Origin of the sequence: Thioalkalivibrio nitratireducens DSM 14787 (genome assembly GCF_000321415.2) — a bacterium.
GTDB lineage: Bacteria > Pseudomonadota > Gammaproteobacteria > Ectothiorhodospirales > Ectothiorhodospiraceae > Thioalkalivibrio > Thioalkalivibrio nitratireducens.
On the sequence record NC_019902.2, the window covers coordinates 2484448 to 2500634 of the forward strand.

The following is a 16187-nucleotide window of genomic DNA, read 5'->3' on the forward strand; positions in this document are numbered from 1 at the left end:
GGGGATCAAACGCGCGGGGCGACCGCGGGCGCGGGGTTGGCGGTGGCCTCTCCCGGATCCCGGTAACGCAGCGCGATATTGCAGAAGGTATCGAAGCCGTCGAGAAAGGCCGCGGCGACATCGGGGTCGAAGTGAGTCCCGGAACCCTCGGCAATGATCCTGCGCGCCTCGTCGAAGGGTAATGCGGGCTTGTAGGGCCGCGGCGAGATCAGTGCATCGAACACGTCGGCGACGGCCATGATTCGGGCCGAGACCGGGATCGCATCACCGGCCAGTCCGTCCGGGTAGCCGCTGCCGTCCCATTTTTCGTGATGCCAGCGTGCGATCTGCTGCGCCGCCGACAGAAACTCGATCGGATCCCCGACATCCTGTTGTGCGTGCTCGATCGCATCGCTTCCCAGCGCCGCGTGCGTCTGCATGATCGCCCATTCGCTGGGCGTCAGCGGGCCGGGTTTCAGCAGGATGTGATCGGGGATCCCGACCTTGCCGATGTCATGCAAAGGCGCCGAGCGGGTCAGCAGATCGATGTAATGATCGGTGAGAGTCGCGGCGAAACGCGGATGGAACTGGAGACGGCTCGCGAGATGCTGCACGTAGCTCTGCGTGCGCAGGATATGGTTTCCGGTTTCCGGATCCCGGGTTTCGGCCAGATGGGCAAGCGCCCGGATCGCGACCAACTGGGTTGTGTCGTTCTCGCGCATGCGGCGCGCAACCTCGGCCTCGAGCACGGCGTTCTGGTCCAGCAGCCCGTCCCGGGCACGCTTTGCCTCGAGCTGGGTACGCACACGCGCCAGAACCACCGCCGGCTTGATCGGCTTGGTCAGATAGTCGCTGGCGCCGGCCCGGAGCCCACGCTCCTCTTCGCCAGGGTCGGCCAGAGCGGTCAGAAACAGCACCGGGATATCGCTGGTAGCCGAGTCACCGCGCAAGCACGCAAGCACGCTGTAGCCGTCCATCTCCGGCATCATCACGTCGAGCAGGATCAGGTCGGGCCGGGTCGGACCCCGCACGAGCTTCAGCGCCTCCTCGCCGCGAGTCGCCGCCAGCACCCGGTACTCGGGCCGCAGCAGCGCGCCGAGCACCGCGAGATTCTCGGGGACATCGTCAACGATCAGCACAGTCGCCCGGGAATCGGACCGCATAACTTCGCTCCACCATAGCGCGCGCGAACGCAATGTGAACTGTGTCGCATTATTCACAGTATCCGTGCGGATTTCAGGGTCCGTCAAGTGGGTAGGCGCCCTCAGGCACTGGGATCCATGGGTTCCGGCCCCTGGTCCGCGTTCCAGGCGCAGGGCGCAGCGGAACCCGGCACTGGCCTTGGAAAACGGGGCCAATGGCTGCCGAAAAACTGGAGCACCGGGTCACGGGATTCCGGCGCGCGCGCCAGCGGCTGAAACCGTCTCGCCGAGCAGACCGCGCAGTTCCGGGATGCAGGATCCGCAGCCGGTTCCCGCACCCAGGGTGTCGGCCAATTCCGCTTGCGTGGACAGCCCGCTCTCGCGGATCGCTTGGCGAATGCGTTCTTCGCCCACACCATGGCAGGCACAGACCAGACGTCCCTGCGCCGGGGCGGCCGTCTCCGGGTGGCCCGACAGCAGGCCGATTCGCGCCCGGTCGTCGAGCACCGCCTGGCCGAAGAGCTGACCCAGTGCCTCGCGCGGCGGCAGCCGCGCCGGGTCCGGTCCGATGAACAGCACGGCCATCAAACGCCCGCTCTGGATCCGTGCCGCGCGGAACACGCCGGCCCCTTGATCGGAGAATTGCAGACGATCGCCCGCGGAACCGAGGATCCGGTCGGCCCAGAGGACCCAGTCCGGCACCGCTGTCGTTCCGGCCAGTTCGTAGCGGAAAAAACCGAAGCCGCGGGATTCGGCTCGGTACGGCAGTTCCGGCAGAACCCGACGTTCGCGCGACAGCAGGAATCCCACCCAGTCCGCGACGAGCGGCCGCAGGTCGACTGGTATCGCCTTGAACGCCGGCTGCCCCGAGATCGGATCGGTCGACGCGGGCACCAGCGCATTGACCCGTGCAGCCGGCGCCTGGGGCGCGCTCCAATGCATCGGCACGAACACCGAGCCGGGCGGCTGCGCCGCGGTGACCCGGACCCGCAGCAGCGCGGCCTGCCCGCCGGGTCCGGACAGGCGTGCGAGCTGCCCGTCGCCGATCCCATGGGCCGCGGCATCGGTCGGGTGAATCTCGACGAAGGGCTCCGGCCGGTGTGCGCTGAGCCGTGCCGACAGCGCGGTGCGCGTCATGCTGTGCCAGTGATCCCGAATGCGGCCGGTGTTCATGCGCAGCGGGAAATCCGCGCCGATGGCCAGACTCGGCCCCTGGGGCGCGACCGGCATCAGCCGCGCGCGGCCTCCGGCATGGAAGAAACGCCCGTCCGAAAAGAGCCGGGCCGTCCCCCGCAGGCCGGCACGGTCCGGCTCGCTTGGCGCCGATCCGATTGCCGGGTCCCCGGCTGCACGCGCCGCAAACACCGGCCATTGCACCGGCGCCAGCGCGTCATAGCCGGCGTCGCTCAGCCCTGCCAGCGGGCCGATGTCGAACGCGCGTTCCCCGTCGTTCTCGAACGCCGACAGGCGGGCGTGTTCGCGAAAGATTTCCACCGGCCGGGTGTAGGGGAAAGCCGAGCCGAAGCCCATCCGCCGCGCGACCTCGCAGACGATCCACCAGTCCGGCCGCGCCTGCCCGGCCGGCGGCAGGAACGCGCGCTGGCGCGAGATGCGCCGCTCCGAGTTGGTGACCGTGCCGTCCTTCTCGCCCCAGGCCGACGCGGGCAGCCGCACGTCGGCGAGCCGCGTCGTCTCGGTGTCGGCCACGCAGTCGGACACGACCACCAGCGGGCAGCGGCGCAGCGCATCGGAGACCCGTTCGGCCTCGGGCAGACTGAACGCCGGGTTGGTGCCCATGATCCAGACCGCCTTCACCCGCCCGCTTTCGATTGCCTGGAACAGCTCGACGGCTTTCAGGCCCGGTCGTGCCGCCAGCCGGGGCGCCCGCCAGAAACGCCGCAGCCGATCGTGCGCACCGGGATCGTCGAAGCCCATATGCGCGGCGAGCTGGTTCGCGAGCCCGCCGACCTCGCGCCCACCCATTGCGTTCGGCTGTCCGGTCACCGAGAACGGCGCCTGTGCGGGTTGGCCGATGCGACCCGTCGCGAGGTGCAGGTTCAGGATCGCGTTGGCCTTGTCGGTGCCGCTGTCGGACTGGTTGATTCCCTGCGAGAACAATGTGACGGTCCGTTCGGTCTGCGCGAACCAGCGGAAGAACTGCGCCACGTCGGCCTCGGGCAGCCCGCAGGCGGAGGCGACGCGCGGCACCGAGCCGGCGGTGTCCCGCGCCGCGCGCAGCGTCGCGGCGAAGCCGTCCACATGGTCCTCGAGGAACTGCAGGTCGAGCCGATCCTCGCGGTACAGGTGGTGCAACAGGCCGTTGAACAGCCAGCCGTCGGTACCCGGCGCCAGCGCGAGGTGCAGATCGGCGGCCTCGGCGGTGGCGGTGCGGCGCGGGTCGATCACCACCACGCGCATCTGCGGGCGCCGTTCGCGGGCGGCCTGCAGGCGCTGGAACAGCACCGGGTGCGTCCAGGCGAGGTTCGACCCCGCGAGAACCACCAGATCGGCGAGTTCCAGATCCTCGTAGTTGCCCGGAACGGCATCGGCACCGAACGCGCGCAGATGGGCGGCGACCGCGCTCGACATGCACAGCCGGGAATTGGTATCGATGTTCGCGGCACCGATGAAGCCCTTCATCAGCTTGTTCGCGACATAGTAGTCCTCGGTCAGCAACTGCCCGGAGACGTAGAACGCGACCGCCTCCGGACCGTCCGACTCGATCACGTCGAGAAAACCGCGCGCGACATGATCGAGCGCCTCGTCCCAGGACGCTGCCCGATCCCCGATGCGCGGCTCGAGCAGCCGGGTCTCCCGGCCCAGGGTCTCGGCCAGCGCCGCGCCCTTCGAGCAGAGCCGGCCGCGGTTCGCCGGGTGCTCGGGGTCGCCCGAAACGAGCACCGGTGGCGCGGACGGCTCGCAGTCGCCCGCTGCCGTCGTGCCGGGTGTGGGCTGCACGACGACCCCGCAGCCCACCCCGCAGTACGGGCAGGTGCTGCGGGTCATCGGGCTTTCCGGCCGCGGGCTCATACCGCCTCCCGCTGCGCCGGGGTCGGGGCCTGCGTCCCCGCCTCGGCTGCCTCCTCTGGATCCGCCGCGGCCGCGTGGACCGGGGCGGAGACGACCGGGTCGAGATCCAGCCAGACCTGCCCCTGGTCGACCCGCACCCGGTAGGCACCGGTGCAGCCGGTGTCGGGGCCGGTCGCGGATCCCGAGGCCAGATCGATCACCCAGTTGTGCAGCGGGCAGGTCACCCGCTCGCCGTGCACAATGCCCTGCGACAACGGCCCGCCCTTGTGCGGGCAGCGGTCGGCCAGTGCGAATACCCCGTCGGCCGCGGTGCGGAACACCGCGATGTCGCCGTTCGGGCCTGCGACCACCCGCGCACCGAGCCGCGGAATCGTCTCCAGCGCGCCCAGTTTCACCCAGTTCATGCCGGCACCTCCTCGTGGCGTTCTGCGATCGGCGTGAGCGGCTGGAACTCCTGCGCCGCGTGCCCCGCGGCCCGTTCCGCCCAGGGGTCCACCTGCGCTGGACCCTGGGACTCCAGAAAGCGCCGGTGCAGCCGCGCGCGGTTGTCCGCGTCCTCGACGATCGCCTGCTGCACGTGGGTCAGCCCCACCCGCTCGATCCACGGCGCGGTGCGCTCCAGGTAGCGCGCCTCCTCGCGGTAGAGCTGCATGAACGCGCCGGTCATCTCGAGCACCTCGGCCTCGGTCGCGACCTTGCAGAGGAAGTCGGTGACCCGCACCTTCACACCGCCATTGCCGCCGACATGGATCTCGTAGCCCGAGTCGACACAGACGACGCCGAGATCCTTGATCGTCGCTTCCGCGCAGTTGCGCGGGCAGCCCGAGACGCCCATCTTGAACTTGTGCGGGGTCCAGGATCCCCAGGTCAGTTTCTCCATCTGAATGCCGAGACCGGTCGAGTCCTGGGTGCCGAAGCGGCACCATTCGGAACCGACGCAGGTCTTCACCGTGCGCAGCGCCTTGCCGTAGGCGTGCCCGGACACGAACCCTGCGGCACCGAGGTCGCGCCACATCGCGGGGAGGTCCTTTTTCTTCACGCCGAGCAGGTCGATGCGCTGACCGCCGGTGAACTTGACCGTCGGCACCCGGTACTTCTCCGCGACGGCAGCGATCGCGCGCAACTCGGTCGGCGTGGTCACCCCGCCCCAGATGCGCGGCACCACCGAGTAGGTCCCGTCCTTCTGGATGTTGCCGTGCGCGCGTTCGTTGATGAACCGCGACTGGGCATCGTCTCGGTACTCGCCTGGCCACGCTGCGAGCAGGTAGTAGTTCAGCGCCGGGCGGCAGACGTGACAGCCGTCCGGGGTTTTCCAGTCGAGCGCCTCGAACACCGCTGCCATCGTCTTCAGACCCTGCTCGGTGATCGCGGCCCGGACCTCGTCGTGGCTGTGCTCGGTGCAGGCGCAGACCGGCTTCTTCGCGGGCGTCTGCGAATAGTCGCCACCGAGCGTGGTCGCGAGCAGCGACTCGACCAGGCCAGTGCAGGAGCCGCAGGAACTCGACGCCTTGGTATGCGCGCGCACGTCGTCGAGCGTGAACAGCTTCTTTTCGGTGATCGCCTGCACGATCGCGCCCTTGCAGACGCCGTTGCAGCCGCAGATCTCGGCGGCGTCCGGCAATGCCGCGACCCGGGTCTTGTCGTCGCCGTGCCCGGAATCGCCGAGGTGCGCCTGCCCGAACAGCAGGCCGTCGCGCAGATCGTTGACCGGTGTGCCCTCGCGCAGCAGCTGGAAGTACCAGGAGCCGTCGATCGTGTCGCCATAGAGCACCGCGCCGCGCACGACGCCGTCGCGCAGCACCAGCTTCTTGTACACGCCGCGTGCCGCGTCCTGGAACACGAGATCCTCGCTGTGCTCGTCCCCGAGGAAGTCCCCGGCCGAGAACAGGTCGATGCCGGTGACCTTCAGCCGGGTCGCGGTCACCGAGCCTTCGTAGCGCGCGATGCCGTACTCGGCGAGGTGGTTCGCGCAGACCTTCGCCTGCTCCCACAATGGCGCCACCAGCCCGTAGCACTGCCCACGGTGCTGCACGCACTCGCCGACCGCGTACACGACCGGATCGTAGGTCTGCAGGGTGTCGTTCACCACCACGCCGCGCTCGCAATGGATCCCGGAGGCCTTCGCCAGCTCGACGTTGGGCCGGATGCCGACCGCCATCACCACCAGGTCGGCCGGGACCTCGGTGCCGTCGCGGAAACGCACGCCGGTGACCCGCCCGTCGCCCAGAATCGCCTCGGTCTGCGCCGCGAGGCGGAACTGCAGGCCCTTCGCCTCCAGCGAGCGCTGCAGCAGCGCCGCCGCCGGCGGATCGATCTGGCGCTCCATCAAGGTGTCCATCAGATGCACCACGGTGACCTCCATGCCCTGGCGCAGCAGGCCGTTCGCGGCCTCGAGCCCAAGCAGTCCGCCGCCGATCACCACCGCGCGGCGGTGCGAGCGGCTCGCGGCAAGCATCGCATCGACGTCCTGCAGGTCGCGGAAGCTGACCACGCCCGGCAGATCGTGCCCCGGCACCGGGATCACGAACGGCGTCGATCCGGTCGCGAGCAGCAGGCGGTCATAGGGTTCGCGGGTGCCGTCTTCCGCGACCACCTCGCGGCGGCCGCGGTGGATGTGCGCGACCCGACGGCCCTTGTGCAGCCGGATGCCGCGCTCGGCGTACCAGCCGTCGTCATTCAGCAGGATCTCGTCGACGGTCTTCTCGCCCGCGAGCACCGGCGAGAGCAGGATGCGGTTGTAGTTGCCATGCGGCTCGGCGCCGAACACGGTGATCTCGTACATGTCCGGTTTCAGCTTCAGCAGTTCCTCGACGGTGCGCATGCCGGCCATGCCGTTGCCAACCAGCACCAGCCGTGGTTTTTGTCCGGTTCGGGTCAGCATCACGCGGCCTCCTGGGGCTGGCGGTGGCGTTCGTACAGGAAACGCAGCACTTCGGCCCGGTAGTGGTTGTATTCGGGGGAATCCGCCATCTCCAGGCGCCGGCGCGGGCGCGGCAGGTCGATCCTCAGGATCTCGCCGATGGTCGCGGCGGGGCCGTTGGTCATCATCACGATGCGGTCCGACAGCAGCACCGCCTCGTCGACGTCGTGAGTGACCATCAGCACGGTGTTGCCCAGTTCCGCATGGATCTGCATCAGTGTGTCCTGCAGATGCGCCCGGGTCAGCGCGTCGAGCGCGCCGAAGGGCTCGTCGAGCAGCAACAGGTGCGGCTCCATCGCCAGCGCCCGAGCGATACCCACGCGCTGTTTCATGCCGCCGGAGATCTCGCTCGGACGCTTGTCCAGCGCATGCCCCATGTGCACCCGCTCGAGGTTGTGCCGGGTCCACTGGTCGCGTTCGTCCCGGCTTCGGCCGCGCCAGACCTTGTCCACGGCCAGCCGGACGTTCTCGTAGACCGTCAGCCAGGGCAGCAGCGAGTGGTTCTGGAACACCACCGCCCGTTCCGGGCCCGGCTCGCAGACCTCGCGGCCGTCCATCAGCACCACGCCCTCGGTGGCGCGCAGCAGGCCGGCGACGATGTTCAGGATCGTCGACTTGCCGCAGCCGGAGTGGCCGATGATCGACAGGAACTCGCCCTTGTCGACACGGAGATCGATGTTTTCCAATGCCCGGAACGGGCCGGTGCGGGCGGGAAACTCGATGCCCGCGCGTTCGATCAGCAACTGTGCCTGCATGTCGGACCTCACTTGCGCTCGTAGTCGAAATGGTTCTGGATCAGGGTCATGACGGTGTCGAACACGATCCCGACGAGGCCGATCAGCAGGATCGCGACGATGATCGATTCCACCTTGAGGTTGTTCCACTCGTCCCAGATGTAGAAGCCGATGCCCACGCCGCCGGTCAGCATCTCGGCCGCGACGATCACCATCCAGGCGATGCCGAGCGACAGCTTCATGCCGGTGATCACGTAGGGCCGGATCGCCGGGAGTACGACCTTGAACAGCAGCTCGGTCCGCGACAGGCGCAGCACCCGGGCCACGTTCATGTAGTCCTGCGGGATCGCGCGCACCCCGGCCGCGGTGTTCAGCAGTGTGGGCCAGATGCTGGTGATGAAGATCACGAAGATCGCCGACGGGTCCACCGCCTTGAACAACAGCAGCCCGATCGGCAGCCAGGCCAGCGGCGACACCGGGCGCAGGATCTGGATCAGCGGCTGCCAGGCGCGGTCGAAGGTCCGCGACAGTCCCATCAGGATGCCGATCGGGATCGCCACCGCCACCGCGATGCCGAAACCGACCAGGACCCGGCCGATGGAGTACAGCAACTGGTAGCCCACGCCCTTGTCGTTCGGACCGTAGTCGTAGAAGGGGTCCGACAGCATCTCGACGCCGTGTTCGAAGGTCGCGGCCGGCGACGGGAAGTCGGGGGCGATTTCCTGGTGCACGAACAGCCAGGCGCCGAGCACGATCAGGAAGGTGATCGTCGGCAGCAGGATCGCGAGGGTCAGCGGTCGCAGTTTCTCGACCATCGTCTCGAAACGCCGGTCCACCGCGATCCGTTCCTGCGGCCGCCCCACGGCGGCATCGGCAGGCCGGGCCGGTTCCTCGCGAGCGGGCCCAGCAATCGCGGGGCCCGGCGAAACCGTGTCCCGACGCGGAACGGCATCGGGCCGCGGGGATCCGGCGGCCGGAATGGTGGTAAGAGAGAGGCTCATGGGTGTTCCTCCAGTATCCGGGTCCGGTTCAGGCGTTCATCGCGGCGAGATCGGCCATCGCGACCTTGCGGTTGTGCACTGCGAAGCCGTCGATGTACGCGAGCAGATCGGTCGGGTCGAAGCGGTTGCCGTCGAAGAACCGGTCCGGGCCCATCGCAATCGGCGCGCTCGCGGCCTCGAGCATCCAGGGCTCGGCACGGTCGCCCTCGGTCTTGTGGTCCACGGTCGGATACGCGATGCCCAGCGCCCGCGCCGCCTCGCGGTAGAGGTCGGTGCGGTACACGCGGGCCGCCTCGGCACGGATGTCGATCGGCGTCTCGACCTGGCCCCAGCGGATCATCTGGGTCAGGAACCACTCGGCGTGGGAGCGCCAGGGGAAGGTGGCGGCATAGCGGTAGAAGACGTTGAAGTCCGGGAGCTGGCGCGGTTCCTCGTCGGGCGCGTACTTGAAGGTGCCGGTCATCGACATCTTCACCACGTCCACCGGGGCATTCACCCAGCGCCTCTGCGAGATCGTCTCGACCACCTCCATGCGGTTGGCCGGATCATCCATCCAGCGGTTGGTCTCGATCAGCGCCATCAGCAGCGCCTTGTGGGTGGTCGGGTACCGTTCCACCCAGTCCTGGTTGAACCCCAGCACCTTCTCGGGATTGTTGTTCCAGATCTCGTAGTTGGTGATCACTACCCGCCCGATCCCGGCGTCCACCGCGCGCTCGTTCCAGGGCTCGCCGACGCAGTAGCCATCGATGTTGCGCGCGCGCAGGTTCGCGACCATCTGCGGCGGCGGGATCACGATCAGCCGGATGTCCTGGTCCGGGTCGATGCCGGCGGCGGCCATCCAGTAGCGCAGCTCGTAGTTGTGAGTCGACACCGGGAACACCATCGCGAAGGTCATCGGCTCGCGTCCCGCGGCCTTGTCGGCGTCGATCACCTTCTTCAGCGCGCGGGCGGTCATCGGGCGCTCGGCCATCGCCTCCGGGTCGGCCTCCAGCATCCGGTCGTACAGGTCGTTCGAGACCGTGATGGCATTGCCGTTCAGGTCCATGCTGAACGCGGTGACGGTCGGCCTGCGCGTCGCGCCCACGCCGAGACTGGCCGCGATCGGCATGCCCGCCAACATGTGCCCGCCATCCAGTTCTCCGACGGAGACCTTGTCGCGGATATTGGCCCAGGAGGCCTCCTTCGCCACCGTCACGTCGAGGCCGTATTTCCTGAAGTACCCCTTCTCGTAGGCCATCACCAGCGGTGCACAATCGGTCAGCGGGATGAACCCCAGGCTGAGCTTCGTTCGTTCCAGGCCTTCGGCACCCCCCGCCCAGGCCGCGGCGCGGAAGAAGTCCGGGTGCGTACCCAACGTAATCGCGCCCGCACCAGCGGCGAGCGCACCGAGGAATCGACGCCGTGAAGGATTGCCCGGCTGCTTCTGATCGTTCATGAACTGCCCCCTTGTCTGTTGGAAAACCTGCGCAACAAAAAGGCGTCGCACCGTGCAGGCCGCGAAGAACGCAACCTGCGGGTGGACGCCTTTGTCCGAATCCAAAGCGAAGGACCGCCGTTGGTCCTGCTCGCGATAAGCCAAGCAGACACCGTGCCAACTCGGTCACGGCCGTGCCGACACAATCCGTTGCCATACGGTGCTCATTGTTCCTTCAACGACTTGGCGCCAGAAATCGCGGTAACGCCGGTCGAACACGAAGTGCGGCACCGCAGGCGCCGCACCGCCGGGACATGGCAGTCACCGCACTAGGCTGGTGCCATTACCTTCACCGTGCCCGCCTGTGGTGCGCCCCCGCCGCGTTTGCAGGCGCGGGGATGTCTACCTTTAGGAAGCGAGCCCTCTCGCCAATGGGGTGTCGCGTGTGAACCATCGGGCCAAGGGGATTCGGCCACCGCCGGTTCGGCTGGGGGGCTGGTCTACGTGACCGGGGAGGCCAGCACATCGGCCATGGCCACGGTCGCTTCCGCGACCTCGGCAAGCCTCCGGTTCTGGTTCATCGCCGTCTGGCGCAGCAGACGGTAGGCCTGCTCCTCGGACAGGTTGCGGTGCTTCATCAGCAGAGACTTCGCCCGCTCGATCAGCTTGCGCTCGGCCAGCGCCTCGCGCGCTGCGGTCAGCTCGTCCGCGATCGCGTGCAACTGCCGCGACTGGACATGCACCAGGTCCATCAACGAGGTCTGCAGCAGGCCACCGTTGCCCTCCAGCCGCTGGCGTTCCAGCTCGATCAACCGTGCCGCACCCGCCTCGCCAGTGACCGGCAGCGGCCTGCCGAGGATCACCGCCGATGGCTGTTCCCGCCCGCGGGAATCGGCTTCCCCACCGCCCGTCAACGCGGTTGCATCCTCCAGAACCGCGCGCACTTCCAAAAGCCGGCGCTCGCAGAGGCCGCGCAAATGGGCCTCCAGTTGCTCCTCTACCCCCCACAACGCGTCGATGCGATGGGTCGCCTGGGCGAACCAGAGTTCGGCGAGGTCCAGCGATCCTTCTAGCAGTCCATCCCGGCTGCCGGTACAGGCGATCCGGCGCAGCCGTTCCAGTTCGGCCGTGTGGGGCACGGTCTGGCACTCCTGCCAGAGACGCAGCGAATCCTCGTCGCAGAACTCGGTGAAGATCCGGAAGCAGCGCTCCTGGGCATCGATGCGGTGCACCAGCGATTGGCGCAGCGTCTCGTCGCCCCAGCCGCGGCTGAACCCTGCCACGCCGATCGCGCGCTCCTGGCCCGAAAGTTCTTTCCCCTGCATCAGGTTGAACAACGCAACGAGTGCTCGGGACACCTCCGGATCCACGGCCGTGTCGGCCGCCTCGAACACCACCCCCAGAAGGTGGCCGAGCAGTTCGGTGAACCGCTCGATCACCTCGGGCGCGTCGACATCCTGCCGCAGGATCGCAGCACGCAACTCGGGGAGCCGCGAAAGCCCGTCCACCGCCAGCGCGATGCCACCGAGCAGGCGGCTACACTGCAACCCGCGGGATCCCGGATTCAACCAGGTCGACAGGTGCTCCAGAAAACTGGCCTGGGCCCGTTCCGAATCTTCGCGGTACTGCTGGAGCCGTTCGCCGTACCGACGGCCAGATGACCCGAGGTACAGGTTCGACGCCCCACGTTCGCGCTGCAGGCTGTGCATCAGCGCGCGAACGACCGCGACCAGTTGCACCGCCTGCGCGAGCTGCTCCAGCGCCGCCACCTCGCAGCGCCGCGCCGCAACCAGAAACTCCAGTGCGCTGCGTTCCGCCGTGTCCATTCCGCGTGTCCCCCCAGCCCGGCTGCGCGACCGATGCCGCGCACCGATCCGGACCCATCGTCCAGCGGGATGCACGATCCGTACCGGGAAAGTCGCCTCGGAGCCACCACGCCCAGCGGACTCACAACGGGGTGACGAAGGCCGGCACGGTCCGCCCCCCACCCTCGCCAACCAGCGTTGGCAGCACTGCAACGCTCGCGGCAACCCTGGCGTGGGAACGGCGGGTGACGGCCTGCGGTCTCTTCCGCCCGTTCCGGGTGCCTACCGCCGAGCAGCGTCGAGGGCCGCGCGTAGTGGCCCGTCTCCGGTCGGTCAGCCGCGTAGGTGCGGCAGCGCCAGGAACAGCGCGGAAAGTGTCTTGGCGTCGGTGACGCGCCCGTCCCGGGCCGCCTGTTCGGCGGCGTCCGGAGTCAGGCTGAGAATCTCCAGAAACTCGCCGTCGTCGGGCTCGGCGCCGACCTCGGTCAGCTCGCGGGCCAAGTACACGTCGATCCGCTCGTCGGAGTAGCCGACGCAGGTGTGAATCGACCCGAGCGGCCGCCAGTCCCGGGCTTCGTAGCCGGTCTCTTCCAGCAACTCGCGGCGAGCGCAGTCGCCAGGCGCCTCACCGGGATCGATGCGCCCCGCGGGCAGTTCGAGCACGGAACGCCCCAGGGCATAGCGGAACTGGCGAACGAACAGCAGGCGGGTGTCCGGGAGTTGGGCGACAATCAGCACCGCACCCGGGTGCCGGATGTATTCGCGTATTCCTTCGCTCCCGTCGGGCAGGCGAATGCGGTCGCGGAAAAGCTTGATCACTACGCCGTCGAACACGGTCTCCGAGGAGAGGGTCGCCTCGTACAGGTGATCGTCTTCGGGGTTGCGCATAGGGTCCCTCCGGTCGGGTTCCGCGGCATGATGGCACCCATGTGGTGGCGGATAAAGGCCTGAAGTTGGCTCGGAAAACACGCCCCTCCGCCGTTCCAGGGAGAGAGGGTTGGGAAGGGGGTAAGGCGCTAGCGACCCGGCGGGGTTTCGCGCTCGTAGCCGCAGTTCCAGCACTGGGTGAACTGGGCCTCGCTCCTTTCCTTGCAGCGCGGACAGGTCCAGTCGCAGGCAGTAGGATCCGCCTCGGCTTCCAGGTATTCCTTGATCACCGCACGCGCCTGCTCGGCCTGTTCCTCGTGCACGACCACGACCCGGGCCCAGCATTCGTTCGGAGGGATCTCGCCTGCCGCGCCGTAGAGCCCGGCCTGCAACACGTGGGCCTGGATGCCGGCGTTCTGCAATACACCTTCGATGAACCCGGCCATGATCGGGTCGGCGGCGGTGTACACGGTCTTCATGACGCGACCCGGCCCCAGCCGGTGGGCGCACACCGCACCAGCAGTACCGATCGGGCGGTGCAACGGCTCACCGGCGACACGTGCAGGACCCGGCCCCCGCGGCGAATACAGCGTTCGTACACCTTTCGCTCCTCAGCGGGCATGACCCGCGCTTTGGAAATATTCCAGCGCCTTCTGGATCGCGTAGAACGGTGCCTCCTCGGCGGCTTCCGGCGTGTCCGGCCGATGGATGTCGGCGTGGTACTTGCGGAACGCCAGCACGTGGATCGGCAGCTCGCGCGCGAACAGGTCGTTCTCGTCGATGAAATACTGTGCCAGCGCCAGAACCAGCCAGAAACGGGTTTCGTTGGGCAGGATATCCGGGCTCACGCGAATCCGCGGCAGATCGCCGGCGCCGCCCCTACCCTCGACCTCGACCCGAACGCTCTGGGCGACCTGCTCCGCGTCTGCATCAACGACCCATTCCAGATCGTCCGACAACTGCAGGTGCCCCTTGGAACGCACGTGATCGCGCGGCTGGAAAACCTTGCTGGACATGTTCACAGCCCAGATCTCCAGCGTCTCGCGCAATTCCGCAGCAAGCGGACCCTCGGCCATCGCGTACAGCTGCCGGGCATAGAGCATGTCCCAGATCCAGATCTGGGCATACTCGGGCAATTCACCCTCGGCGCGGATCGCGACCGGCGTACGTTGCGGGCGATCAGGCGCCGGTAGCAGGAACTGCAGGATGAAGCTGGGCAAGAACGGCTCCGACACAGAATGCATGCCCGCGAGTATAGCCCTGCCGATCATACGACCCCATTTCGCGCGGGTTCTCCGCGGGCTCTGCGGCGTTGGTTCAGTGCCCAGACGACCCGAAGGCTGAGCAGAAGTCCGAGGACCAGCGTGTACAGCATGGCGTCACGGTAATCGGCGCGGGTCAGCCAGACGATGTGCACGACCGCAAGTACCCCGGCCAGATACACCGCCCGGTGCAGGCGGACCCAGTTGCGTCCCAACAGTGCCACCGCGCGCCGGGTCGAGGTCAGCGCGAGCAGCAGCAGGATCAGCCAGGCACCGAATCCCGCCATCGCATACGGCCGCGTGGTCAGGTCATCCAGGATCAGCAGCAGGTCGAAGAACAGGTCAACCCCGAACCAGACCACGAAGTGCGTGCTGGCGTACGCGAACGCCAGCAGCCCCAGCATGCGCCGCAGCCGGCCGATCGCGGCCCACCCAGTCAGCCGCCGCAGCGGGGTCACCGCCAGCGCCACCAGCAGCACGATCATCGCCACGGTGCCCGTATCCGCGAGGAGCCGTTCGATCGGATTGACGCCCAGCCCGCCGAAAGCACCGCCGATCCGGGCGGCAAGCCACGCGCCTGGCAGCAGGCCGGCCGACAGTGCCAGCCACCACACGAACGGTGGCACTACGGCCGATCGCCGGCCGGACCGCGCCCGGTCGTGCGTCCCACGGAACGACGAACCCACGGGTCCCTCAGGAAAGCTCGGGGTTCGGTGTCATCGCCACGGGCGGCCTGCGGCCGCGAGCGCAGCGCGGCGGGACATAGCGATCCACAAGGCGCGATCCACAAGGAGTGGATTTCGCCTGTTCCATATGGAGTGGAGCGCTTCGCTCGCAATGACCAGAACCATGATTCACGTTTCCCCTAGAAATACCGTTTCAGGTCCATCCCCTCGTAGAGATGCGCGACCTCGTCCCCGTAGCCGTTGAACATCAGCGTCCGGCGCCGGCGCAATTCGCCGATCCGGCGCTCGGTGCGCTGCGACCACCGCGGATGCGGGACATCGGGGTTCACGTTGCTGTAGAAACCGTACTCGTTCGGCTGTGCCAGGTTCCACGCGGTCGTCGGCTCGACCTCGGTGAAGCGGATACGAACGATCGACTTGATGCTCTTGAAGCCGTATTTCCACGGCACTACCAGTCGCAGCGGTGCACCGTTCTGGTTCGGCAGCGCATCGCCGTACAGGCCCACCGCGAGCAGGGTCAGCGGATGCTTTGCCTCGTCCAGCCGGAGTCCCTCGGTATACGGCCACTCCAATACCGGGCGCCGCTGCCCGGGCAGGTTGTCAGGATCCAGCACGGACTCGAACGCGACGTAGCGCGCCGAGCCGTCGGGTTCGGCCTTCCTCAGCACCCGGTTCAGTTCGAAACCAACCCAGGGGATCACCATCGACCAGCCCTCGACGCAGCGCAGGCGATAAATCCGCTCCTCCAGCTCCCAGGGCCGCAGGAAATCTTCGAGCGCGTAACGCCCAGGGTTGGAACACGCCCCGTCGACCACGACTGTCCAGGGTTCGGTCGTCAGAAGATGCGCGTTGCGCGCCGGGTCCGCCTTGCCCGTACCCAGTTCGAAGAAGTTGTTGTAGGTCGTTACGTCCTCGTACGGAGTGGGTTTCTCGTCGGTCGAGAACGATCCGGGCGTGTACTCGAGCGCCGCGCTCCCCTGCCCCGCCGCAGGCAGAACGAGCCCGGCGCCGAGGGCGAGGCCGCCACGGAGGAAATCGCGTCTGCGCTGATAGACCTCCCTGGGTGTGATCTCGCTGGGATTGGCCTCGGATCGACGACGGGTGCGGATCAGCATGGGCGGGTTCCTCGCGTGCATGGCCGATGGTAAAGGGTACAGCCCCGGAGGAGGAACGGCACTCGCTGGTTCGGGCCCGTACTCCGGCATCCCTGAGACACGCACCCCTGTAACGGAGTTCGGCCGCGCACGCAGTCTTCCCACACATGGGAAATGGACAATAAACCAGGTTGATCCGGGATAAGTTTTTTCTGGTTGATCTTTATCAGCGAATCCTTATAAAGGGGAGAAA

General features: G+C 67.7%; 13 protein-coding genes. All 13 read right to left on the bottom strand.

The features are described from left to right. Positions 1–5 precede the first annotated feature (5 nt). The 13 genes from TVNIR_RS11380 to msrP all read right to left on the bottom strand — a co-directional run bounded on the left by TVNIR_RS11380 (position 6) and on the right by msrP (position 15955). Positions 6–1142 (bottom strand): response regulator, encoded by a 1137-nt coding sequence (locus TVNIR_RS11380; RefSeq protein WP_015259178.1) that lies wholly within the window; start codon positions 1140–1142, stop codon positions 6–8. Positions 1143–1364: 222 nt separating this feature from the next. Continuing rightward, positions 1365–4151: a nitrate reductase gene (locus TVNIR_RS11385; protein ID WP_015259179.1), complete on the bottom strand. Its 2787-nt coding sequence runs from the start codon at positions 4149–4151 to the stop codon at positions 1365–1367. After that, complete coding sequence (gene nirD / locus TVNIR_RS11390; RefSeq protein WP_015259180.1) at positions 4148–4555, bottom strand: nitrite reductase small subunit NirD; 408 nt, start codon at positions 4553–4555, stop codon at positions 4148–4150. The genes TVNIR_RS11385 and nirD overlap by 4 nt, the downstream gene beginning before the upstream one ends. Further along, entirely contained in the window at positions 4552–7032 is a 2481-nt protein-coding gene (gene nirB, locus TVNIR_RS11395; RefSeq protein WP_015259181.1) for a nitrite reductase large subunit NirB, read from the bottom strand. The genes nirD and nirB overlap by 4 nt, the downstream gene beginning before the upstream one ends. Beyond that, positions 7032–7826: an ABC transporter ATP-binding protein gene (locus TVNIR_RS11400; RefSeq protein WP_015259182.1), complete on the bottom strand. Its 795-nt coding sequence runs from the start codon at positions 7824–7826 to the stop codon at positions 7032–7034. Before TVNIR_RS11400 ends, nirB begins: the two co-directional genes overlap by 1 nt. A gap of 8 nt (positions 7827–7834) precedes the next feature. After that, positions 7835–8806: a nitrate ABC transporter permease gene (gene ntrB, locus TVNIR_RS11405; RefSeq protein WP_083499449.1), complete on the bottom strand. Its 972-nt coding sequence runs from the start codon at positions 8804–8806 to the stop codon at positions 7835–7837. Positions 8807–8834: 28 nt separating this feature from the next. Beyond that, positions 8835–10241 carry a CmpA/NrtA family ABC transporter substrate-binding protein gene (locus tag TVNIR_RS11410; RefSeq protein ID WP_043740594.1) on the bottom strand — a complete coding sequence of 469 codons (1407 nt, stop codon included), beginning with the start codon at positions 10239–10241 and terminating at the stop codon, positions 8835–8837. A 479-nt stretch (positions 10242–10720) separates the two neighbouring features. Continuing rightward, positions 10721–12046 (bottom strand): nitrate regulatory protein, encoded by a 1326-nt coding sequence (locus TVNIR_RS11415; protein WP_015259185.1) that lies wholly within the window; start codon positions 12044–12046, stop codon positions 10721–10723. A 312-nt stretch (positions 12047–12358) separates the two neighbouring features. After that, a complete protein-coding gene (locus TVNIR_RS11420) occupies positions 12359–12913 on the bottom strand; it encodes an NUDIX domain-containing protein (protein ID WP_015259186.1) in 555 nt (184 codons plus the stop codon). Between the two features lie 128 nt (positions 12914–13041). Next, on the bottom strand, positions 13042–13371 hold the full coding sequence (locus TVNIR_RS11425; protein ID WP_015259187.1) for a putative signal transducing protein: 330 nt from the start codon (positions 13369–13371) through the stop codon (positions 13042–13044). A 132-nt stretch (positions 13372–13503) separates the two neighbouring features. Further along, a complete protein-coding gene (locus TVNIR_RS11430; RefSeq protein WP_043740596.1) occupies positions 13504–14112 on the bottom strand; it encodes a hypothetical protein in 609 nt (202 codons plus the stop codon). Positions 14113–14159: 47 nt separating this feature from the next. Continuing rightward, entirely contained in the window at positions 14160–14780 is a 621-nt protein-coding gene (locus TVNIR_RS11435; protein WP_015259189.1) for a protein-methionine-sulfoxide reductase heme-binding subunit MsrQ, read from the bottom strand. 239 nt (positions 14781–15019) lie between these two features. Beyond that, positions 15020–15955 (bottom strand): protein-methionine-sulfoxide reductase catalytic subunit MsrP, encoded by a 936-nt coding sequence (msrP, locus tag TVNIR_RS11440; protein ID WP_015259190.1) that lies wholly within the window; start codon positions 15953–15955, stop codon positions 15020–15022. Between the last annotated feature and the right edge of the window lie 232 nt (positions 15956–16187).